Genomic DNA, 22350 nt, shown 5'->3' with positions numbered 1-22350 from the left:
GATAGGCGACGAAAGACGTGATAGCCTGCGAAAAGCTTCGGGGAGCTGGCAAATAAGCTTTGATCCGGAGATATCTGAATGGGGAAACCCACCCGCAAGGGTATCGCTGACTGAATACATAGGTCAGCGAGGCGAACCGAGTGAACTGAAACATCTAAGTAGCTCGAGGAAAAGACATCAACCGAGATTCCGAAAGTAGTGGCGAGCGAAATCGGAACAGCCTTCTAGTGATAGTCGGACAGTTAGCAAAGCGGCATGGAAAGGCCGGCCATAGTGGGTGATAGCCCCGTATGCGAAAACTGACCGGTGGTACTAAGCTAGAGAAAAGTAGGGCGGGGCACGAGAAACCCTGTCTGAACATGGGGGGACCATCCTCCAAGGCTAAATACTCATCATCGACCGATAGTGAACAAGTACCGTGAGGGAAAGGCGAAAAGAACCCCGGGAGGGGAGTGAAATAGATCCTGAAACCGCATGCTTACAAAAAGTAGGAGCCCGCAAGGGTGACTTCGTACCTTTTGTATAATGGGTCAGCGACTTACATTCAGTGGCAAGGTTAACCGAATAGGGAAGCCGTAGAGAAATCGAGTCCGAACAGGGCGTTGAGTCGCTGGGTGTAGACCCGAAACCAGGTGATCTATCCATGGCCAGGATGAAGGTGCCGTAACAGGTACTGGAGGTCCGAACCGACTAGTGTTGCAAAATTAGCGGATGAGCTGTGGATAGGGGTGAAAGGCTAAACAAACCTGGAAATAGCTGGTTCTCTCCGAAAACTATTTAGGTAGTGCCTCAAGTATTACCTTCGGGGTAGAGCACTGTTTAGGCTAGGGGGTCATGGCGACTTACCAAACCTATGCAAACTCCGAATACCGAAGAGTACAGCTTGGGAGACAGAGCACCGGGTGCTAACGTCCGGACTCAAGAGGGAAACAACCCAGACCGCCAGCTAAGGTCCCTAAAATTGGCTAAGTGGGAAACGAAGTGGGAAGGCTAAAACAGTCAGGATGTTGGCTTAGAAGCAGCCATCATTTAAAGAAAGCGTAATAGCTCACTGATCGAGTCGTCCTGCGCGGAAGATGTAACGGGGCTAAGCCAGTTACCGAAGCTGCGGATGCACAGTTTACTGTGCGTGGTAGGAGAGCGTTCTGTAAGCCTGTGAAGGTGTCTGGTAACGGATGCTGGAGGTATCAGAAGTGCGAATGCTGACATGAGTAGCGTTAAAGGGGTGAAAAGCCCCCTCGCCGTAAGCGCAAGGTTTTCTACGCAACGTTCATCGGCGTAGAGTGAGTCGGCCCCTAAGGCGAGGCAGAGATGCGTAGTTGATGGGAAACAGGTCAATATTCCTGTACCGATGTGTAGTGCGATGTGGGGACGGAGAAGGTTAGCTCAGCCAACTGTTGGACATGTTGGTTCAAGCCTGTAGTCGTGCCCGGTAGGCAAATCCGCCGGGCTTAGATGAGGGGTGATAACGAGTCTGCTTGCAGACGAAGTGAGTAATACCCTGCTTCCAGGAAAAGCCACTAAGCTTCAGCTACACACGACCGTACCGCAAACCGACACTGGTGCGCGAGATGAGTATTCTAAGGCGCTTGAGAGAACTGCGGAGAAGGAACTCGGCAAATTGATACCGTAACTTCGGGAGAAGGTATGCCCCAAGTAGGTGAACTCGTACAGAGGGAGCCAAAAGGGGTTGCAAAAAATCGGTGGCTGCGACTGTTTAATAAAAACACAGCACTCTGCAAACACGAAAGTGGACGTATAGGGTGTGACGCCTGCCCGGTGCTGGAAGATTAAATGATGGGGTGCAAGCTCTTGATTGAAGTCCCAGTAAACGGCGGCCGTAACTATAACGGTCCTAAGGTAGCGAAATTCCTTGTCGGGTAAGTTCCGACCTGCACGAATGGCGTAACGATGGCCACACTGTCTCCTCCGCAGACTCAGCGAAGTTGAAATGTTTGTGATGATGCAATCTCCCGCGGAAAGACGGAAAGACCCCATGAACCTTTACTGTAGCTTTGTATTGGACTTTGAACGGATCTGTGTAGGATAGGTGGGAGGCTTTGAAGTGAGGTCGCTAGATCTCATGGAGCCAACGTTGAAATACCACCCTGGTGCGTTTGAGGTTCTAACCTAGGTCCATTAGCTGGATCGGGGACAGTGCATGGTAGGCAGTTTGACTGGGGCGGTCTCCTCCCAAAGCGTAACGGAGGAGTTCGAAGGTACGCTAGTTACGGTCGGACATCGTGACGATAGTGCAATGGCATAAGCGTGCTTAACTGCGAGACTGACAAGTCGAGCAGATGCGAAAGCAGGACATAGTGATCCGGTGGTTCTGTATGGAAGGGCCATCGCTCAACGGATAAAAGGTACTCTGGGGATAACAGGCTGATACCGCCCAAGAGTTCATATCGACGGCGGTGTTTGGCACCTCGATGTCGGCTCATCTCATCCTGGGGCTGTAGTCGGTCCCAAGGGTATGGCTGTTCGCCATTTAAAGAGGTACGTGAGCTGGGTTTAAAACGTCGTGAGACAGTTTTGTCCCTATCTTCCGTGGGCGCTGCAGATTTGAGGAAGCCTGCTCCTAGTACGAGAGGACCGGAGTGGACACACCTCTGGTGTACCTGTTGTCACGCCAGTGGCATCGCAGGGTAGCTAAGTGTGGAAGAGATAACCGCTGAAAGCATCTAAGCGGGAAACTCGTTTCAAGATGAGATCTGCCGGGGCCTTGAGCCCCCTGAAGAGTCGTTCTAGACCAGGACGTTGATAGGCTGGGTGTGGAAGCGCAGTAATGCGTTAAGCTAACCAGTACTAATTGCTCGTGCGGCTTGACCCTATAACTTTGACATACCGTCAGACAGTTATGCCAAGCACGCAATCAAATGAATGATTCGTCTCTATGAATTCGCTCTCCTGGCAAAAACCAGGAAAGCAACCGTTTAAGCCTGATGACCATAGCAAGTTGGAACCACTCCTTCCCATCCCGAACAGGACAGTGAAACGACTTCGCGCCGATGATAGTGCGGATTCCCGTGTGAAAGTAGGTCATCGTCAGGCTAATATTGTGAAACCCCCCGCAGCTACCAAGCTACGGGGGGTTTTCGTTTTGGTGGAAAATATTTCTCCTCGAACCAGAGGGCCGTATGCAAGTTGCGATCGATTTCTTTCAGGCTTTCATCATCGTTCCACTGACGTTGCTGCCCATCATCAACCCATTGGGGACGGCGCCGATCTTCACGGCAACGGCTGGGGGCAATCCGCTGGTGACCCAACGCCTGGCATGGCAAGTGGCCATCAATGGCTGGATCGTCCTGATCGTTTCGATGCTTGTGGGCACTTACGTTCTGGAGCTTTTTGGCATTTCGCTGCCGATCGTCCGCATTGGAGGTGGCTTGCTGGTGGCTGCCACCGGCTGGCGCATGTTGAATACCAACGCCGAGGACGATGTGACAGCCGCAGTGGCGCGTGAATCCTTGCCGTTGTCGGATGAGGAGATCGTGCGCCGCAGCTTTTTCCCGTTGTCCTTTCCATTGACCACGGGGCCGGGCGCCATTGCCGCGTCGATTGCACTCGGCGCCAAGCTTCCAAAGACGCCAGCCCTGTACCTGCTCGGCGCGGTCGTTGCGGTGCTGGGAGCCACGCTGACGATGGCGGTGGTGTACCTGATTTACCGCAATGCATCGACCTTGCTGCGGCGCCTCGGGCCTGTGGGCACGCTGGTCATGATGCGTCTGGTGGCGTTCATTCTCTTTTGCATTGGCATTGAAATCCTCTGGACTGGCTGGTCCGAGCTGAATGCGCACCCATAAAAAACCCCGGCAGTGCCGGGGTTGAGCAGGTATTACCAAAAGGGCGGGCAGCGATCAGTGAGCGCCTCCCGTGTCGGCTGGCGCTGCCCCCGTGAGCTTCGGGGGCCGCTGCGTCAGCCAGATCAGGCTGATCAGGGCGATGAAAAGGTAGGCTGAGCCGAGAAAAATGTCATCCACCGCGCGCGTGTACGCTTGCTGGTCGATCAGCCGGTTGATCTGCGCCAGCGCTTGTTCCGCACTCAGACCGGTAGCCCTCAGGCTGTCGAGGGCCATGGCGAAGGGGCCCTGTCCCTGCACCAGCGGCTCGGTCATGTGCGCGTGGTGCATGGCGGCCCGGTCGTCCCACAGGGTGGTGGCGATGGAGGTTCCCATGGCGCCGGCCGTGATCCGGGTGAAGTTGCTCAGGCCCGCTGCGGCCGGAATGCGGTCCGGCGCCAGCCCGGCGAGGGTGATGGTGGTGAGCGGGATAAAGAAAAACGCCATCGCCGCGCCTTGAATCAGCGTCGGAACCAGTACGTGCATGAAATCCGTCTGCACCGTGAACTGCGACCGCAGCCACAGGACCAGGGCAAAGACGATGAAGGCGGCCGTGGCCATGCGCCGCGGGTCCCACTGGCCCACCTTGCGGCCGACCAGCGGCGTCAGCAGGATCGCGAACAGTCCCACGGGTGCGAGGGCCATGCCGGCGGATGTCGCGGTGTAGCCCATCCATTGCTGCAGCCATAGGGGCATCAGCACCACGTTGCCAAAGAACAGCGCATAGGCCACGGACAGCGCCAGCGCGCCAAAGGCAAAGTTGCGGCGCTTGAAGAGGCGCAAGTCCACCACCGGATGCTCCTCGGTCAGCTCCCATACCAGGAACACCGCGAAGGCCACCACGGCCACCACGGCCAGAGCGATGATCTCACCGGACGCGAACCAGTCCAGCTCCTTGCCCTTGTCGAGCATGAGCTGCAGCGCACCCACCCACAGCACCAGCAGCGTGAGCCCCACGGTGTCGATAGGCAGCTTGCGCGTGGGTGTCTCCCGGTGGCGGTAGATGCTCCAGGTCAGCAGCGCCGCCACTAGGCCCACGGGCACGTTGATGTAGAAGATCCACGGCCAGGAGATGTTGTCCGTGATCCAGCCGCCCAGAAGAGGCCCTACCACCGGGGCCACCAGGGTGGTGACCCCCCAGAGCGCCAGGGCCGTGCCGGCCTTGGCCCGCGGGTAGCTGGCGAGAAGCAGGGTTTGCGACAGGGGAATCATCGGCCCGGCCACCAGGCCCTGCAGCACCCGGAAGAACACCAGCATGTCCAGCGAGGGGGCGAATCCGCACAGCCAGGAGGTCAGCACGAAAAGCAGGACGCTCAGGGTGAACAGGCGTACCGCGCCGAAGCGCTGGGTCAGCCACCCCGTCAGCGGCACCGAGATGGCGTTGGCCACGCCAAAACTGGTGATCACCCAGGTGCCCTGGTTTGGGCTCACGCCCAGGTCTCCGGCGATCGCTGGCAGCGATACGTTGGCGATCGAGGAGTCGAGCACGTTCATGAACGTGGCGAGCGACAGCGACAGGGTGCCCAGCAGCAGCTGTGCGCCATGCAGTGGCGTGGGCTCCGCGCGCGGGCTGGCCGTGGTGGAATTAGACATGGTGTGCGGCGCCCTGCGCGGGCTCAGTGCTGGTGGGTGCCCGTGGGGGCGGCGGCGATTTGCCTGCGGCCCAGGTTGGCGCTGATGATCTTGGCCACGTAGGCGTCGGCGTCGCGCATCTGGTCATCGAACACCGCCGTGGCGGCGACCGGCGTGGTGCGCGGGATGTCCGACAGGCTCTTGCCCTCCTGGTCGCGGATGTCCACCGTGGCCTCCATCGACAGGCCCACGCGCAGGGGGTGGCTGGCCAGCTCCTGGGCGTCCAGGGTGATGCGCACGGGCACGCGCTGCACCACCTTGATCCAGTTGCCCGTGGCGTTCTGCGCCGGCAGCAGCGCGAAGGCAGCCCCGGTGCCGGCCCCCAGGCCGACGACGGTGCCGTGGTACGCCACCTTGGTGCCGTACACGTCGGCGTGCAGCTCGGCTTTCTGCCCGATGCGCAGTTGCTGTAACTGGCTTTCCTTGAAGTTGGCGTCCACCCAGAGCTGGTCCAGGGCCACCAGGGTCATCAGCGGCGCGCCGGCCGCGATGCGCTGGCCGATCTGCACGCCCCGCTTGGCCACGTGGCCGTCGAGCGGCGCGAGCAGCGTGGCCCGCTGCAGCGCCAAGTAGGCCTCGTGAACCTTGGCGGCGGCCCGCAGGACGTTCGGGTGCGCCTCTACCGTGGTGCCTTCGGTCTGCGTCTGGCTGGCGGCCAGTTGCTCGCGCGCGGCCTGCACGGCGGCCTGGGCCGCCGCCCCGGCGCTGCGCGCCGCCGCCAGTTGCGATTGGGTGTGCTGGAACTCTTCCTTGCCCACGGCACCGGTGCTTACCAGCGGCGCGCGCCGGTTCACGTCGTCCTGTGCGCGCGCCAAGTCGGCTTGCAGGCGCGCCAGGTCGGCTTCGCGCAGGCTGACTTGCGCCTTCAGCGCCGCGTTGTTCGCGAACAGCGTGCGGACTTCGCGCACGGTCTGCGCCAGCTGGGCGCTGGCCTGCTCGAGCGCTACCTGCATGTCCGCCGTGTCCAGGCGCACCAGGGGCTGTCCGGCCTTGACGAAGTCGGTGTCGTCGGCGGCGATCGCCACGACCGTGCCGCCGATCTGCGGGGTGATCTGCACCACGTTCCCGGCCACGTAGGCGTTGTCCGTGGTCTCGAAGTGGCGCGCGTGCATCCAGTGCCAGCCGCCCCAGGCCAGGCCTGCGACGGCCACGGCGGCAGCGATCACGGAAAGGCCACGGCGGCGCGTGGCGGCGGGGGTGTGCTTGGGGGTATCGCTCATGGTGGTGGGTATCCAGGGTTACTCGGCGGCAAGGGCATGCGGTTGCAGGGCGGCATCGTTCCAGCCGCCTCCCAGGGCTTTCATCAGGGCCAGGTAGGTGTCGAACTGGCGCGCGCGTAGGTCCGCCGCCAGCCGGCGCTGGGCCAGCACCTGGGATTCGGCGTTGAGCACCACCAGGTAGCTGTCCAGGCCCGCGCGGTAGCGTTCCAGCGCCAGCGCGTAGGCTTGTTCCGCGCCGCCCAGCGCCTGGCCTTGTTCGGCATGCTGGCGTTCGAGCGATTGGCCGGAGGCGATGGCATCGCCCGCTTCCTTCACCGCGTCGAGCACCGTGGCGTTGTATTGGGCAATGGCCGCGTCCAGGTCGGCGCGCTTGCCGCCCAGCTGCGCACGCAGGCGGCCGCCGTCGAACAGCGGCAGGCGCAGCGCCGGGCTCACGCCCATCTGGCGGCTGCTGGCCTGCAGCAGCTGGTCCATGCCCAGCGCGTTCAGGCCGATGAAGGCGCTGAGGTTGACGTTGGGGTAGAACTGCGTGCGCGCCACGGCCACGTCCTGCGTGGCGGCCTCCACGCGCCAGCGGGCCGCCACCACGTCGGGGCGCCGGCCCAGCAGGTCGGCGCCCAGGGCTTGCGGCGGGGTTTGCAGGGTCAGCGCCGCCAGCCCTGGCGCCAGGGCGCTCAGCGCATCGGGGGCCTGGCCGGCCAGCACGGCCAGCTGGCGCCGGGTGAGCACCGCCTGTTCCTGCAGTGCTTCGATCTGCGCGCGCATGTCGGGCAGGGCGGCTGCGGCCTGGGTGTCCTGCACGCGGCTGTCCAGGCCGGCGCCCAGGCGCTGGCGCGTGATGTCGCGGATCTCCTGGCGCTGCGCCAGGGTGCGGCGGGCCAGGTCCTGCTGTGCCAGGGTGCGGGCCAGCGCCACGTAGCCACGGGCCACCTGCAGCGCCAGCAGCGTTTCTGCGGCCGCGGCATCGGCCTGCATGGCATGGGCCTGGCCCAGGGCCGAGGCTTCTTCCGCCGCGTGCTGGCCAAAGAAGTCGGGCGACCATGCCAGGCCCGCCTGCACGGAGGCGCTGTTCCACCAGTTGCCCGCCACGGGCGGCGGCACCAGCCCGTTGGCGGTGTAGCGCTGGCGCGAGGCGTCCGCCCCCAGGGTGGCCTGCGGGCCGTTGGCGGCCTGCAGTGCCAGGGCCAGCGCCTGGGCGCGCTGGGTGCGCGCGCGGGCCACGGCCAGGTTCGGGCTGCCTTGCAGGGCCTGGGCCACGAGCGCGTCGAGCTGGCTGTCTCCCAGGGAACGCCACCACTGTGGCTGAACTTCGGGGCTGGCCTGCGTGGCCAGCGCCAGCTGCGCGGGCGTGAGGGCGTCGAGCGGCCGGGTATCGGGCCCGGGGCTGGCACAGGCGGCAAGCAGGAGGGCTGCGGCCAGGGCCGCGGCCTGCGGGCGCCACAGGGCGCCCCGGACGGTGGAGGAGAAGGACATGGTTTCTGGGCTCAGTCGGTGGGGGCTTGGCGCAGGGCCTCGCCGTTGGCCTGCATGCGCTGCAGGAGCTGCAGCAGTTGGCGCCATTCGGCGTCGGAAAAGCCTTGCAGGTGGGCGTTGAGCACCTCGGACAGCACGGCCGGCACGCGCTGCGCCGCGCTGCGGCCCTCGGCGGTCAGCACCAGGTGCACGACGCGGCGGTCCTGCTGCGAGCGCTCGCGCTGCACCAGGCCCTTGGCGACCAGCCGGTCCACCGAGCGCGTCATGGCGCCGGGGTCGATGGCCAGCTCGCGCGACAGGCTGGCCGTGGTCGCGCCTTCCTGCAGCATCAGCTTGTACAGCGGCAGCCACTGCACGTAGGTCATGTCGCAAGAGGTCAGGCGCGTATCGACCTGGGAGCGGATCGAGTTCAGCACCTGGCGCATCAGGTAGCCTACGCTCTGGTCGGGCGTGAAGGTGCCGGGCGTGTAGGGGCCGCAGGACGTGGGAGTGTCTTCGTTCACGCCGCGTAATTTAATTGACTAGGCAACTATTGTCTGGTCATGCATGTGACTCCCATGTGCCCGCAAGGGGTATGTGTGCAAGCTTTGCCTGCGCGCCGCCCGCGGGTGCGCCGGGCTACCATGGCGCTTTTCCTGCCGGGTGGACTGCTGCCATGACTTCTTCTGCGCTCTCGATTGATTTCGTCTCCGATGTGTCGTGCCCCTGGTGCGCGATTGGCCTGCAGTCGCTGGACCAGGCGCTGGCACGCCTGCCCGCCGAGGCTGCGGTGACGCTGCGTTTCCAGCCCTTCGAGCTGAATCCGCAGATGGGCGCCGCAGGCCAGGACATTGGCGAGCACCTGCAGGAAAAGTACGGGGTGACGCCGGAGCAGGTGCGCCAGACCCACGACGCCATCGCGGCGCGGGGCGCGGCGCTGGGTTTTGTCTTCGGCAGCGCGCGCAACCGCATCTACAACACGTTCGACGCGCACCGCCTGCTGCACTGGGCGGGGGCGTGCGGGGCGCCGGGCGCGCAGAAAGCGCTGAAGCAGGCCCTGTTCAAGGCCTATTTCACCGACGGGCTGAACCCGTCCGACCACGAGGTGCTGGTGCGCCTGGCGGTGGACGCGGGGCTGGACGGCGCCCAGGCGCGGCAGGTGCTGGACAGCGGGGCCCATGCCGAGGAGGTGCGGGCGCAGGCGCAGTTCTGGCAGGCCAACGGCATCCGCTCGGTACCGTCGGTCATCGTCAACGGGCGCCACCTGATCCAGGGCGGCCAGCCGCCCGAGGTGTTCGAGCAGGCGCTGCGCCAGATCCTGGCGGAGACGGCTTGATACGGATTTGCCTTCAACCGTCTAACGTCGTTGGTTCGCCTTGCCGTGCTACAGCACTGATCGTAGGCTTCCCGCCTCGTTATACGGTTGAATGCGCCCGTATGAGTGCTTCGTTTTTAGTAGCTGCTAGCGCTTGCTGCATAAGCGCTAGCGCCATTTTTCGTCAATTCTTCACGGGAATCGGCGTGCCCCGGTCCACCGGCACGGCCGTGATGCTGTTCTGCGGCGAACCGTCGATGAGCTTGTCCGAGTAGGTCAGGTAGACCAGCGTGTTGCGCTGCACGTCCACCATGCGCACGATGCGCAGGCGCTTGAACAGCAGCGACATGCGCTCGCTGAACACTTCCTCCTGCTGCTTGACGGGTGCCTTCGGAAAGCTGATCGGCCCGACCTGGCGGCAGGCGATCGAGGCCTCGGCCCGGTCCTCGGCCAGGCCGAGCGTGCCCTTGATGCCGCCCTTGCGCGCGCGCGAGACGTAGCAGGTCACGCCCTGCACGGCCGGGTCGTCATAGGCCTCGACGATGATGTCGTGGTCGCGGCCGATCCACTGGAAGGCCGTGTCCACGGTGCCGATCTTCTCGCTGGCCGCCTGTGCGCCGTGGGCGGCCAGCAGCAGCGCGGCAGTAGCCGCAGCGGCGGCGAGCGGGCGGCGCATCATGCGGCCTCCGCGCAGCGCCGCGCCAGGTGGGCCAGCGCTTCTTCCACCTGGTCCACCAGCACCAGGCACAGGTCGCCGGGCGCGAGGCGCGCCAGCGCGTGGTCGATGGCCAGGAACTCGCCGTGGACCTCGGTCACGTAGCGCGTGCGCGGCGCGCCCTCCAGGCCGCGCCGCAGCAGGGCCAGCACCTCGCCGTCGGCGCGGCCGCGCTGGCAGGCGTCCTGGTAGAGCACCACGTCGTCGAAGGCCTCGCCCAGGATGCGCGTCTGCTCGGTGATGTCCTGGTCGCGCCGGTCGCCCGCGCCGCTGATGACCACGCTGCGCTTTGCCCCCGGCATGGCCTGCACGGCCTGCACCAGGGCGCGGATGGCGTCGGGGTTGTGGCCGTAGTCGGCGATCAGCGTGGCGCCGCGGTAGTCCATCACGTTGAAGCGGCCGGGCGCGTTGTCGCTGTCGTTCACGAAACCCGCCAGCCCGCGGCGGATGGTGTCCCACGGCAGGCCGATGCCCCAGGCCGCGCCGATGGACGCCATGGCGTTCTCCACCTGGAAGCCGATGGTGCCGCCGCGCGTGAGCGGGATGTCGCGCAGCGCGATCTGCTCGCGCCACGAGTCCTCGGCGGCGACGATGTGCTCGCCGTCCACGTACACCACGCGCTGGCCCTGGGCACGGTGCGTGGCCATCACGGGATGGTGGCGGTCGAGCGCGAAGAAGATCACCTTGCCGGGGCAGGCGCCGGCCATGGCGGCCACGTGCGGGTCGGCGGCGTTGAGCACGGCGTAGCCGTCGTTGGCCACGTTCTGCACGATCACGCGCTTGAGCACGGCCACGTCGTGCACCGTGGTGATGAAGTTCAGGCCCAGGTGGTCGCCCTCGCCCACGTTGGTGACCACGGCCACCTGGCAGCGGTCGAAGCCCAGGCCTTCGCGCAGCAGGCCGCCGCGCGCGCATTCGAGCACCGCGGCGTCCGTCTCGGGGTGGGCCAGGGCGTTGCGCGCGCTGCGCGGGCCCGAGCAGTCGCCGCTGTCGATCTGGCGGCCGTTCACGTACACGCCGTCGGTGTTGGTCATGGCGGTGCGCCAGCCGTGCGCGGTGAACAGGTGCGCGATCAGGCGCGTGGTGGTGGTCTTGCCGTTGGTGCCCGTGACGGCCACCAGCGGCACGCGGCCGTTCTCGCCGGGCGGGAACAGTGCATCGGCCATGGGCACGCCCACGTTGCGCGGGCGGCCGAACGAGGGCGCCAGGTGCATGCGCAGGCCGGGCGCGGCGTTCACCTCGACGATGCCGCCGTTCTGCTCCTCCAGCGGGCGCAGGATGCTTTCGCAGATCACGTCCACGCCGCAGATGTGCAGGCCGATGGTCTGCGCCGCCTCGATGGCGCGCGCCGCCACCTCGGGGTGCACGTCATCGGTCACGTCGGTGGCGCTGCCGCCGGTGGAGAGGTTGGCGTTGTTGCGCAGTACCACGCGCTGGCCCTGGGCCGGCACGGAGTCGGGTGTGAGGCCTTCGGCGGCGATGCGCGCGATGGCGATGTCGTCGAGCCGGATCTTGGTCAGCGCTGTGCCGTGGCCGCTGCCGCGGCGCGGGTCCTGGTTCACGATGTCCACCAACTGCGAAATAGTGTGCACGCCGTCGCCCAGCACCTGCGGCGGCTCGCGCCGCGCGGCAGCCACGAGCTGGTGGCCCACCACCAGCAGGCGGAAGTCGTGCCCAGGCAGGAAGCGCTCGACCATCACCTCGTCGCTGTAGCCCTGCGCGGTGGCGTAGGCGGCCTCGAGCTGGGCGCGCGTGGTGATGTTCACCGTCACGCCCTTGCCCTGGTTGCCGTCCTGCGGCTTCACCACCACGGGCAGGCCGACTTCCTCGGCCACCTTCCAGGCATCCTCCACGTCGGCCACGGGGCGGCCCAGCGGCACGGGCACGCCGGCGGCGTGCAGCAGGCGCTTGGTCAGGTCCTTGTCCTGCGCGATGGACTCGGCCACGGCGCTGGTCGTGTCCAGTTCGGCGGCCTGGATGCGGCGCGCCTTCGACCCCCAGCCGAGCTGCACCAGCGAGCCGCTGGTCAGGCGCCGCACCGGAATGCCGCGCGCCACGGCCGCATCGACGATGGCGCCGGTGGAAGGGCCGATGCGTTCATCCTCGTCCAGCGCGCGCAGCTGGACGATCACGGCGTCGGCGTCGAACGGGGCGTCGGCCAGCGCGGCCTGCACCAGCCTGTCGGCCTGCTCCATGGCCTGCTGGCCCACGGCCTCCTCGGTGTACTCGACGACGACCTGGTACGTGCCTTCCTCCACCGTGGCGTGGCTGCGGCTGAAGGTGACGGGGCAGCCGGCCAGGGCCTGCAGCGACAGCGCGGCGGCCTCCAGCACGTTGGCCAGCGACACGGGCTGGCCCGCGCCCTCGGGGCGCAGCGCGCCGATGCGCGGGAAGCGTGCGCGCAGGCGGTCCTCGAAACCGGGCAGCAGGCTGATGTCGCGCTCGGCGGCGTCGCATTGCACGATGGCCTCGACGGCGGTGCTGCGGGTCCAGATGTTGGGGCCGCGCAGGGCGCGGATACGGGTGATCTGCATGGGGTGTTCTTTCAGCAGGTTTCAAGCCAAATTGGCATCAAACGCTTATCTGGCAAGCGCTGGCAGCTATGGTTTTTGAATCAGTACTCGAAGGTCTTGATGCCTGCGGCGATGAGGTCGGGCGTGATGTCCATGGCCCATGCCGTCGCGATGGCGGCGAGCAGCGCCGCCGTGTCGGGCTGCGCGCCGCCCGCCAGGCTCAGGCTGGCCAGGCGGCCGAGCAGGCGCTCCTTGGCGCCGGTGGCCAGCACCACCTGGCCGTCGCGCACGAACACGGCGCGGCCGTCCTTTTCGGCGCGGTGCGCGGCCACAAGCGGGTTGCCGGCGTCCAGGCTGTAGAACAGCACCTCGCCGTCGCACAGGCGCGCCAGGTCGGCCACCTGGGCGTCGTCGGCGTTGAGCACGCCGGCGCCTTCGTCGAGCACCACGTCGATCTGGGTGCGCAGCACGCGCGTCATCTGCTTGGCTTCGCGCACGTCGTGGTCGGCGAGCTGCTCCCAGCCCCGCATGTCGGTGACCACGCCGACCTGGCAGCGGTCGTAGGCCAGGCCCTCTTCGAGGATGGAGCGCGCCGTGGTCTGCACCACGGCGGCCTGGGCCAGGCGGTTGGTCAGCAGGCGGTGCGCGCCGGCCCAATGGGCGGTGTCGGTCTTCTGCGTCTGGCGGTTGGCGAGGAACATGCCCTCGCTGCTGGCCACGCCGGTGAGCTTGCCCGACAGCTGCAGCAGCCAGCCCACCAGGCGCGCGATGAAGGCGTTGCCCTGCGTGCCGGCGATGCCCACCAGCGGAATGCGGCCTGCGCCAGTGGCCTCTTCGGTGCGCGGGAACAGGTGGTCCACGATGGCCATGCCCACCGGGCGCGGCGTGCCGCTGGTGGGCTTGAGGTGCATCAGCAGGCCGGGGCCGGCGTTGACTTCGAGGATGGCGCCGCCCTGCTCCTTCATGGGCCGCGACACGTCCTGGAGGATCATGTCCATGCCGGCGATGTCCAGCCCGACGATCTTTGCCGCCAGCTGGGCGTAGTAGGCCACGTCGGGGTGCACGTCCTCGGTGCAGTCGATGGCCATGTTGCCGTTGCGCTGCAGCAGGATGCTCTGGCCCTGCGGGATCACGCTGTCGGGCGTGACGTGCTGGCGGTTCAGCTCCAGCTTCACGGCGCCGGATTCGAGCTTGATCCAGTCCAGCGGGTATTCCTGCTCGGGGCCGCGGCGCGGGTCCTGGTTCAGCACGGCCACCAGTTCGCGCAGCGTGGCTTTGCCGTTGCCATGCACGCTCACCGTCTCGCCCTTGGTGGCGGCCACCACCTTGCCACCCACCACCAGCAGGCGGTGCTCCACGCCGTCGATGAACTTCTCGACGATGACTTCCGCGCCCTCGGGCTCGGCCAGCGCGAAGGCGGCCTTGATTTCGGCCTCGCCCGTGAGCTCCAGCGTCACGCCGCGCGCGTGGTTGCCGTCGGACGGCTTGACGGTGACGGGGCTGCCGATGTCCTGGGCCACTTCCCAGGCTTCCTCGGCATCGGCCACCACGCGGCCCTCGGGCACGGGCACGCCGCAGGCGGCGAGCAGGCGCTTGGTGAAGTCCTTGTCCTGCGCGATGCCCTCGGCGATGGCGCTGGTCTGGTCGCTCTCGGCCGTCCAGATGCGGCGCTGCGCCGCGCCGTAGCCCAGCTGCACCAGGTTGCCGTCGTTCAGGCGGATGTGCGGAATGCGCCGCTCGCTCGCCGCATCGACGATGCAGCCGGTGCTGGGGCCCAGATACCGGTCGTTGATGCTGGTCTTGATGGCCTGGATGGCGGGCTTGAGGTCGAACGGCTCGTCGTTGATGGCCGCCATCAGCAGCCGGTGGCCCCAGGCCAGCGCGGTGCGCGCCACGTCTTCCTCGGGGCAGCGGAACACCATGCGGTACACGCCGCGCTGCGAGATCTCGCGCGTCTGGCCGAACTCGGCCGGCATGCCGGCGAGGTTCAGCAGCTCGATGATGACGTGCTCCAGCACATGGCCCATCCAGGTGCCGCCCTCCAGGCGCTGGATGAAGCCGCCGCGCTCGCCCACGCCGCAGTGGTGCTCGATCAGCGCGGGCAGCCAGGCCGTGAGGCGCTCGTTGAGGCCGGGGAGCTTGTTCGACGGCCAGTCTTCCAGCTCGCCCAGGTCCAGCCAGACTTCGAGGATGGGACGGTAGGTCCAGACGCTGGGGCCGCGCAGGTAGGTGGTGCGCAGCAGTTGGATGTCGTTGAATTTCGCCATGGATTGAAGCGGTTGAAGAAGAGGTCGGCTCGGGTGTTTCATTGTGCGCCCAGCCAGAAGGTGTGAATGAATCCGGCGCGCCCGAGCGGGCCGCACCACGGCCGTGTCAGCGCGGCGGCGGGTTGCGGCGTTAAGGTGGGAGCAGGCCCGCCTGCCGCACACGAATACCAAACACAATGCAACATCACCATTCAGTGGACGCCTCGGGTGTCTTTCAGGGGCTGTCGGAAACCGGGCTGGGCGCCGAATTGCGCGCCCAGCTCTCTACCCAGGAGAACGTCCAGGCCGCCCTGGCGGTTGACCTCTGCGGCGCACTGCGGTTCGGCAGCGGCCTGGTGGCCCTCACTTCCGAGCGTTTGCTGGCGCGTGCCCCGGGGGAATCGGCATGGCAGAGCTGGCCGCTGCGCCCCGGCATGGTGCTGCGCATGCTCGACCATGGCGGCGTTGGCACGCTGGAGCTGCACGACGCCAGCCAGCGCCTGCAACTGTGGCGCTTCACGCTGGGCGCGCAGGCCCAGGCGCTGCGGCTGGTGCAGCGCTTCGAGCAGCAGGTGGAGCGCCTGGGCAACGCCAGCGCGGCGCTGGTGCTGCCGGAGGACGAGGCCCTGTGTCCCGCCTGCCCCGTCTGCCACGCCCCCCTGCCGCCCGACAGCGAAGACTGCCCGGCCTGCGCCCGCGCGCAGCAGCCGCCCACCTCCACCTGGGTGCTGCTGCGCCTGTGGCGCTTCGCGCGCCCGTACAAGAAGCAGCTCGCGGCGGGCTTCGCGCTCACGCTGGCGTCCACGGCGGCCTCGCTGGTGCCGCCGTACATGACGATTCCGCTGATGGACGACATCCTCATTCCGTACCAGAGCGGCCAGCAGATCTCAGCCTCCCTGGTGGCCATGTACCTCGGCGGGCTGCTGCTGGCGGCGCTGCTGGCCTGGGGGCTGGGCTGGGCGCGCACCTACATCCTGGCGCTGGTGTCCGAGCGCATCGGCGCCGACCTGCGCACCACCACCTACGAGCACCTGATGCGCCTGTCGCTGGACTACTTCGGCAGCAAGCGCACGGGCGACCTGATGGCGCGCATCGGCTCCGAAACCGACCGCATCAACGTCTTTCTCTCGCTCAACGCACTCGATTTCATCACCGACGTGCTCATGATCTGCATGACGGCGGCGATCCTGTTCTCCATCAACCCCTGGCTGGCGCTGGTCACGCTGGTGCCGCTGCCGTTCATTGCCTGGCTGATCCACAACGTGCGCGACCGCCTGCGCACCGGCTTCGAGCGCATCGACCGCGTGTGGAGCGAGGTGACCAACGTGCTCGCTGACACCATCCCCGGCATCCGCGTGGTCAAGGCCTTCGCCCAGGAAAAGCGCGAGGCGCAGCGCTTTCGCGCCGCCAACCAGCACAACCTGGAGGTGAACGACCGCCTGAACAAGACCTGGAGCCTGTTCTCGCCCACCGTGTCGCTGATGACCGAGATCGGCCTGCTGGTGGTCTGGGGCTTCGGCATCTGGCTGGTGGCGCACAACCAGATCACCGTCGGCGTGCTGGCGGCCTTCATCGCCTACATCGGGCGCTTCTACACGCGGCTCGACTCGATGAGCCGCATCGTCTCGGTCACGCAGAAGGCGGCGGCGGGGGCCAAGCGCATCTTCGACATCCTGGACCACGTGAGCAACGTGCCCGACCCGGCCCATCCCGTGAAGGTCGATGGCGTGCAGGGCGCCATCGAAATGCGCGACATTGGCTTCCGCTACGGCAGCCGCACGGTGGTGCGCAACCTGTCGCTGCAGATCCGCCCCGGCGAGATGATCGGCCTGGTGGGCCACAGCGGCTCGGGCAAGAGCACGCTGGTCAACCTCATCAGCCGCTTCTACGACGTGAGCGACGGCGCCATCCTGGTCGATGGCGTGGACATCCGCCGCATGGCCGTGGCCGACTTCCGCCGCCACATCGGCCTGGTGCTGCAGGAGCCGTTCCTGTTCTTCGGCACCGTGGCCGAGAACATCGCCTACGGCAAGCCCGAGGCCACGCGCGAGGAAATCGTCGCCGCCGCGCGCGCCGCGCATGCGCACGAATTCATCCTGCGCCTGCCGCACGGCTACGACAGCCTGGTGGGCGAGCGCGGCCAGGGCCTGTCGGGCGGCGAGCGCCAGCGCATCAGCATCGCGCGCGCGCTGCTCATCGACCCGCGCATCCTGATCCTCGACGAAGCCACCTCCGCCGTCGATACCGAGACGGAGAAGGAAATCCAGAAGGCGCTGGACAACCTGGTCAAGGGCCGCACCACCATCGCCATCGCCCACCGCCTGTCCACGCTGCGCAAGGCCGACCGGCTGGTGGTCATGGACCGGGGCGAGATCGTCGAGGTCGGCCCGCACGACGAACTGATGGAAAAGCAGGGCGCCTACTGGCGCCTGTACGAGGCCCAGGCCCGCCGCGCCGAGGAAGACGCCCAGGCGGCCGGCATCCTGCCGCCGTCCCATTCCGCCCACCCGGCGGGCAAACTGTGAGGGCAGCCATGCATACTCCTCCCCCATTCACCTTGCAGCGCAATGCCCACGGGCGCCTGGAGCTGGTACTGGAGGGCAGTACCCTGCCCGAAGAAGTCACGCCGGTGCGCGCTTTCCCCATCGCCGCGCCGGACGAAGGCCTGTCGCTGGTCGGCGGCGACGGCCACGAACTGCTGTGGGTGCCGCGCCTGGCGCAGTTGCCCGCCGAGGCCCGTGCCCTGGTCGAGGAAGAGCTGGCCGTGCGCGAATTCGTGCCGGTGATCGAGAAGATCCACGGCGTGTCGAGCTTCTCCGTGCCCAGCACCTGGGAGCTGCAGACCGACCGCGGCCCCGCGCGCCTGCAGCTCAAGGCCGAGGAAGACATCCGCCGCTTGCAGGGGCGCACGCACCTGCTCATCGCCAGCGCCGACGGCGTGCAGTACCGCGTGCGCGACGTCGCGGCCCTGGACAAGCATTCGCGCAAATTGCTGGAGCGTTTCCTGTAAGTCTGCGGTGGAAAATAAGGGTTAACCCTTGGCTGGTTTGCGATGGCGCAAAAAGGCCTAAATTTCCCCTTCTTTTTGCCGTTATGGTTTACGAGAGGGGTGAAAAGCCACCCTGCCGTCCCACTTAACCAAGGGCCACTGCCATGCAATTGCCACCCGTAGACCGATCGCCGTACTGGCGTCCTCAGGGCGCCGATTTGTATTCCACTGGCGCCTCGGGTGCCGTGCCCGTGCGTCCCATCAACGCGCCCAACCCGGTCGAGTCCATGGACCGGCTGGGCGAGGGCGCCATCGTGCGCGAGCCCGACAAGCCGTCCAACGCCGACAACGCCAACCGCGACTGGACCATCCCCGAGGCCGAGAAGAAGAAAGACGCCAAGAACGAGGAAGAGACTGAGCCGCCGAAGGAGCCGCTGTACAAGCAGCTGCTGGAGGTCATCCATTCCATGTGGCGCGGCAGCACCATGGCGGTGGACATGGCCGACAACGTGACCAAGGCCGGCCTGCAGGAGCGCATGGCGCAGGAAATCCGCGAAGAGTCCCTGACCTACTCGGACCCGAAGGTCAAGCGCACCGGCGGGCCGTAGCAGGGATCGAGGGCCTGAAGTGCTCTCAGCCCTTTGCTGGCAAGCGTGAACAGCTATTGAATAAATAGCGTTCGTGCCGCCCGCGCCCGGCTCACCAGTTGGCTTCGCGCTCCGGCGTGGCGCTGATGCGGTGGATCGACAGGTCGGCGCCGTCGAATTCCTCCTCCTGGCTCAGGCGCAGCCCCACGGTGGCCTTGAGCGCGCCGTAGACCACGGCCCCGCCCGCCGCGGCCCAGAGCACGCCCATCGCGGTGCCGATGAGCTGGGCGCCCAGGCTCACCCCGCCCAGCCCGCCCAGGGCCTGGGCGCCGAAGATGCCGGCGGCCACGCCGCCCCAGGCGCCGCACAGGCCGTGCAGCGGCCACACGCCCAGCACGTCGTCGATCTTCCACTTGTTCTGCGTCAGGGTGAACATGGCCACGAAGATCGCGCCCGCCACCCCGCCCACCACCAGGGCGCCCAGCGGGTGCATCAGGTCCGAGCCCGCGCACACGGCCACCAGGCCGGCCAGCGGGCCGTTGTGCACGAAGCCCGGGTCGTTCTTGCCCAGCAGCAGGGCGGCGAGCGTGCCGCCCACCATGGCCATGAGCGAATTCACCGCCACCAGGCCGGAGATCTTGTCCAGCGTCTGCGCGCTCATCACGTTGAAGCCGAACCAGCCCACGGTGAGAATCCAGGCGCCCAGCGCCAGAAAGGGGATGCTGGACGGCGGGTGGGCCGACATGGCGCCGCCCTGCCGGTAGCGGTTGCGGCGCGCGCCCAGCAGCAGCACGGCGCCCAGGGCGATCCAGCCGCCCACGGCATGCACCACCACGCTGCCCGCGAAGTCGTGGAACTCCGCGCCCGTCAGCGCCTGGATGCCGGCCTGCACGCCGAAATGCTGGTTCCAGGCGATGCCCTCGAAGAACGGGTAGACGAAGCCGACGATCACCGCCGTGGCCACCAGTTGCGGCCAGAACTTGGCCCGCTCGGCAATGCCGCCCGAGATGATGGCTGGAATGGCGGCGGCAAAGGTCAGCAGGAAGAAGAACTTGACCAGCGCATAGCCGTTGTGCGCCGCCAGCTGCCCGGCGCCCACGAAGAAGCCCGTGCCATAGGCCACGGCGTAGCCCACCGTGAAGTACACGACGGTGGAGACCGAGAAATCGACCAGGATCTTCACCAGGGCGTTGACCTGGTTCTTGCGCCGCACGGTCCCTAGCTCCAGGAACGCAAAGCCCGCGTGCATGGCCAGGACCATGACGGCCCCCAACAAAATGAACAGGGCATCCATGCCCTGTTTCAGTGCTTCCATAAGAGCGCTCCCGCTGAACTTGCCTTGGTTTGGTGCGAAATTGCGTGCCCACAGGCGATGCACCAAAGGGAAGCAAAAAATGCGCCAGAAAGGCTTGCTGGAGGCCGCCGCGTCCATTTCCCGTGCATGGCGGGCAGCGCCGGAGGCTTGTGCAGGCACCCGCCGCGCCATGCTGGTGCATGGCACGGGCCCGCTGCTTACTTCACCAGCTGGTTCAACTGGATGATGGGCAGCAGCACCGCCAGCACGATGAGCATGACCACCAGCCCCATGGTGACGATGAGCAGCGGCTCCAGCAGCGTGGCCAGCTGCATGGCGCGGCGCTGCACCTCGGCGCTGAGCTGGTTGGCCGCGCGCTGCAGCATCAGCGGCAGCTGGCCCGTCTGCTCGCCCAGCCGGGCGAACATGGCGACCAGGCCGGGAAAGCGCTTCTTTTGCGCCAGTGCCGAGGCCAGCGGCGCGCCCTCGCGCACCAGCACCAGCGCATCGAGCGCGTCGGCGCGCAGCGCGCGGTTGTTCAGCGTCTCGGCGGCGGACTGCAGCGCCTTGAGGATGGGCACCCCGGCGCCCGCGAGCATCGCCAGCGTGCCGGCGAAGCGCGCCGCGTTGTAGCCCCGCGCCAGGCGCCCGACCAGCGGCAGGCGCAGCCAGGCGGCGTCGAATTTCAGGCGCAAATGCGGCTGGGCCAGCGCCAGCCTTGCGCCAGCAGCTATCAATACCAGAGCGATAAGCATCAGCCAGCCGTAGTGGCGCACGGTGTCGCTCACGGCCATCATGGCCACGGTGAGGAAGGGCAGGGCGCGCTTGGTGCCCGCGAACACGCCGGCCACCTGCGGCACCACGTAGCCCACCAGGAACAGCACGATGACCACCGCCACCACGGTGACGATGGCCGGGTACAGCGCCGCGCCGATGATCTTGGCGCGCAGCTGCTGGCGCTCCTCCAGGTCGTCGGCCAGGCGCTCCAGCACCAGGCCCAGGCTGCCGCTGGCCTCGCCCGCGCCGATCACGGCGCAATAGATATCAGAGAACTCGCGCGGGTGCTGCGTCAGTGCGCGCGCGAAGGTGGAGCCCGCGTTCACCTCGGCGCGCAGGGCCGCCACCAGGTGGTGCTGGCGCTCATCCTCGGCCTCGTCGGCCAGCGCGGTGAGCGCACGCTCCAGCGGCAGGCCCGAAGCCACCAGGCCGGCGAGCTGGCGCGTCCACACCGCCAGGCCCGTGGCATTGAACACCGGGCGCGTGAACAGGCGCTGGCCCCACGCCGAGGCGCTGCCCGCAGGCGCGACGGCCACGGGTTCCACGGCCAGCGGCACCAGCGCCTGGGCGCGCAGCAGGCTGCGGGCGGCGCGGGCGGTGTCGGCCTCGATGGTGCCCTTGCGGGACTGGCCCTGGGCGTCCAGGGCTTCAAACGAAAACGCGGGCATGCGGGTAGGGGCGGCGGAAGTTCAACCCGCCATGGTAGCGGCTCTCACGCCAGCGCCTGGGCCGTGATGCCGAGCGAGCGCAGGCGCAGCTGCGGGTCGAACATGTCGCTCACCAGCATGAACTCGTCGGCCTGCGTGGCATCCGCCAGGGCCAGCAGGCCCGCGCGCACCGTGGCCGGGCCGCCGACCACGCCCGCAGCGAGGAAGTCGGTGATGGCGGCGCGCTCGTGCGCCTGCAACTGCGCCATGTAGTCCTCCACCGGCGGCTGCAGCAGCCCGCGCTGGCCCGTGAGGATGCCCAGCACGCGCTGGTAGGTGCTGCTGGCGAGGAACTGCGCCTCCTCGTCGGTGGGCGCCGCGATGACGGGCACGCCGACGATGGCGTAGGGCCGGGCCAGCCGCGCCGAAGGCTGGAACAGGCGCCGGTAGAGGTCCAGCGCCTGGTGCAGCAGGCGCGGCGCGAAGTGCGAGGCGAACGCATAGGGCAGCCCCATGTGCGCGGCCAGCTGGGCCGAGAACAGGCTGGAGCCCAGCAGCCAGATCGGCACGTTGGTGCCCGCGCCGGGCACGGCCACGATGCGCGCGCCCGGCTGGGCCGGGCCCAGCAGGCGCTGCAGCTCGGCCACGTCGCGCGGAAAGTCCTCCTCGGTCTCGGCGCGGTCGCGGCGCAGCGCGCGCATGGTCGGCCCGTCGGTGCCGGGCGCGCGGCCCAGGCCCAGGTCGATGCGACCCGGATACAGCGCGGCCAGCGTGCCGAAGGCCTCGGCCACGACCAACGGCGCGTGGTTGGGCAGCATGATGCCGCCCGAGCCGACGCGGATGGTGGAGGTGCCGCCGGCGATGTGCCCCACCAGCACCGCCGTGGCGGAACTGGCGATGCCGGGCATGTTGTGGTGCTCCGCCAGCCAGTAGCGCGTGAAGCCGAGCGCCTCGGCGTGGCGGGCGGTGGCCAGGGCGGTGGCGAGCGCGTCGGCGACGCTGCCGCCTTCGCGCACGGCCACCAGATCGAGCATGGAGAGAAGGGGGCGGCGTGGTGTGGTCATGCGGCCATTGTGGGCGGGGGCGCAAGTCCGTGCAGGGCCCTGAGAAATGATTGTTGA

General features: G+C 67.1%; 15 protein-coding genes and 2 rRNA genes (1 of these 17 running past the window's edge). 7 read left to right on the top strand and 10 right to left on the bottom strand.

What is annotated here, in order from left to right:
* From YS110_11370 to YS110_11360, 3 genes are all read left to right on the top strand, one after another.
* Nucleotides 1–2842, top strand: a 23S ribosomal RNA gene (locus YS110_11370); it begins 47 nt to the left of the window's first position.
* A 99-nt stretch (nucleotides 2843–2941) separates the two neighbouring features.
* A 5S ribosomal RNA gene (rrf, locus tag YS110_11365) occupies nucleotides 2942–3054 on the top strand.
* An 86-nt stretch (nucleotides 3055–3140) separates the two neighbouring features.
* On the top strand, nucleotides 3141–3806 hold the full coding sequence (locus YS110_11360) for an NAAT family transporter (protein UJB65304.1): 666 nt from the start codon (nucleotides 3141–3143) through the stop codon (nucleotides 3804–3806).
* Nucleotides 3807–3860: 54 nt separating this feature from the next.
* Here YS110_11360 and YS110_11355 read toward each other — a convergent pair whose 3' ends face one another.
* Genes YS110_11355 through YS110_11340 form a run of 4 tightly spaced genes read right to left on the bottom strand, consistent with a single transcriptional unit; the run spans nucleotide 3861 to nucleotide 8592 of the window.
* Complete coding sequence (locus YS110_11355; GenBank protein UJB65303.1) at nucleotides 3861–5435, bottom strand: DHA2 family efflux MFS transporter permease subunit; 1575 nt, start codon at nucleotides 5433–5435, stop codon at nucleotides 3861–3863.
* 23 nt (nucleotides 5436–5458) lie between these two features.
* Entirely contained in the window at nucleotides 5459–6694 is a 1236-nt protein-coding gene (locus YS110_11350; GenBank protein ID UJB65302.1) for an efflux RND transporter periplasmic adaptor subunit, read from the bottom strand.
* A gap of 18 nt (nucleotides 6695–6712) precedes the next feature.
* On the bottom strand, nucleotides 6713–8167 hold the full coding sequence (locus YS110_11345) for an efflux transporter outer membrane subunit (protein UJB65301.1): 1455 nt from the start codon (nucleotides 8165–8167) through the stop codon (nucleotides 6713–6715).
* A gap of 11 nt (nucleotides 8168–8178) precedes the next feature.
* Complete coding sequence (locus tag YS110_11340) at nucleotides 8179–8592, bottom strand: MarR family transcriptional regulator (GenBank protein UJB67431.1); 414 nt, start codon at nucleotides 8590–8592, stop codon at nucleotides 8179–8181.
* Nucleotides 8593–8822: 230 nt separating this feature from the next.
* On the opposite strand from YS110_11340, the gene YS110_11335 reads away from it, so the two are divergent.
* The gene (locus YS110_11335) at nucleotides 8823–9482 is read left to right on the top strand and encodes a DsbA family oxidoreductase (GenBank protein ID UJB65300.1); all 660 of its coding nucleotides are present in this window, start codon (nucleotides 8823–8825) and stop codon (nucleotides 9480–9482) included.
* Nucleotides 9483–9645: 163 nt separating this feature from the next.
* Here the strand turns inward: YS110_11335 and YS110_11330 are convergent, their stop codons facing one another.
* From YS110_11330 to cphA (YS110_11320), 3 genes are all read right to left on the bottom strand, one after another.
* On the bottom strand, nucleotides 9646–10137 hold the full coding sequence (locus YS110_11330) for a CreA family protein (protein ID UJB67430.1): 492 nt from the start codon (nucleotides 10135–10137) through the stop codon (nucleotides 9646–9648).
* Nucleotides 10137–12710, bottom strand: a complete 2574-nt coding sequence (gene cphA, locus YS110_11325; protein UJB65299.1) for a cyanophycin synthetase — start codon at nucleotides 12708–12710, stop codon at nucleotides 10137–10139. Before cphA (YS110_11325) ends, YS110_11330 begins: the two co-directional genes overlap by 1 nt.
* 80 nt (nucleotides 12711–12790) lie before the next feature.
* The gene (gene cphA / locus YS110_11320; protein UJB65298.1) at nucleotides 12791–14956 is read right to left on the bottom strand and encodes a cyanophycin synthetase; all 2166 of its coding nucleotides are present in this window, start codon (nucleotides 14954–14956) and stop codon (nucleotides 12791–12793) included.
* A gap of 176 nt (nucleotides 14957–15132) precedes the next feature.
* Here cphA (YS110_11320) and YS110_11315 point away from each other — a divergent pair, with 176 nt between their 5' ends.
* The 3 genes from YS110_11315 to YS110_11305 all read left to right on the top strand — a co-directional run bounded on the left by YS110_11315 (nucleotide 15133) and on the right by YS110_11305 (nucleotide 18532).
* Nucleotides 15133–17460, top strand: coding sequence for an ABC transporter ATP-binding protein (locus YS110_11315; GenBank protein ID UJB65297.1), 2328 nt, complete (start codon nucleotides 15133–15135; stop codon nucleotides 17458–17460).
* Between the two features lie 8 nt (nucleotides 17461–17468).
* Entirely contained in the window at nucleotides 17469–17945 is a 477-nt protein-coding gene (locus YS110_11310) for a DUF1854 domain-containing protein (GenBank protein UJB65296.1), read from the top strand.
* Nucleotides 17946–18088: 143 nt separating this feature from the next.
* Nucleotides 18089–18532 carry a hypothetical protein gene (locus YS110_11305; GenBank protein UJB65295.1) on the top strand — a complete coding sequence of 148 codons (444 nt, stop codon included), beginning with the start codon at nucleotides 18089–18091 and terminating at the stop codon, nucleotides 18530–18532.
* Between the two features lie 91 nt (nucleotides 18533–18623).
* Here YS110_11305 and YS110_11300 read toward each other — a convergent pair whose 3' ends face one another.
* The 3 genes from YS110_11300 to YS110_11290 form a co-directional block, all read right to left on the bottom strand.
* The gene (locus tag YS110_11300; protein UJB65294.1) at nucleotides 18624–19826 is read right to left on the bottom strand and encodes an ammonium transporter; all 1203 of its coding nucleotides are present in this window, start codon (nucleotides 19824–19826) and stop codon (nucleotides 18624–18626) included.
* A 197-nt stretch (nucleotides 19827–20023) separates the two neighbouring features.
* Nucleotides 20024–21250 carry a type II secretion system inner membrane protein GspF gene (gene gspF, locus YS110_11295; protein UJB65293.1) on the bottom strand — a complete coding sequence of 409 codons (1227 nt, stop codon included), beginning with the start codon at nucleotides 21248–21250 and terminating at the stop codon, nucleotides 20024–20026.
* 44 nt (nucleotides 21251–21294) lie between these two features.
* On the bottom strand, nucleotides 21295–22293 hold the full coding sequence (locus tag YS110_11290; protein UJB65292.1) for an LLM class flavin-dependent oxidoreductase: 999 nt from the start codon (nucleotides 22291–22293) through the stop codon (nucleotides 21295–21297).
* Nucleotides 22294–22350: the final 57 nt, after the last annotated feature.

The sequence above is a fragment of the Acidovorax sp. YS12 genome (assembly GCA_021496925.1).
GTDB lineage: Bacteria > Pseudomonadota > Gammaproteobacteria > Burkholderiales > Burkholderiaceae_C > Paenacidovorax.
Note: the sequence above shows the minus strand (reverse complement) of the source record. Positions and strands in the feature narration are given on the sequence as shown.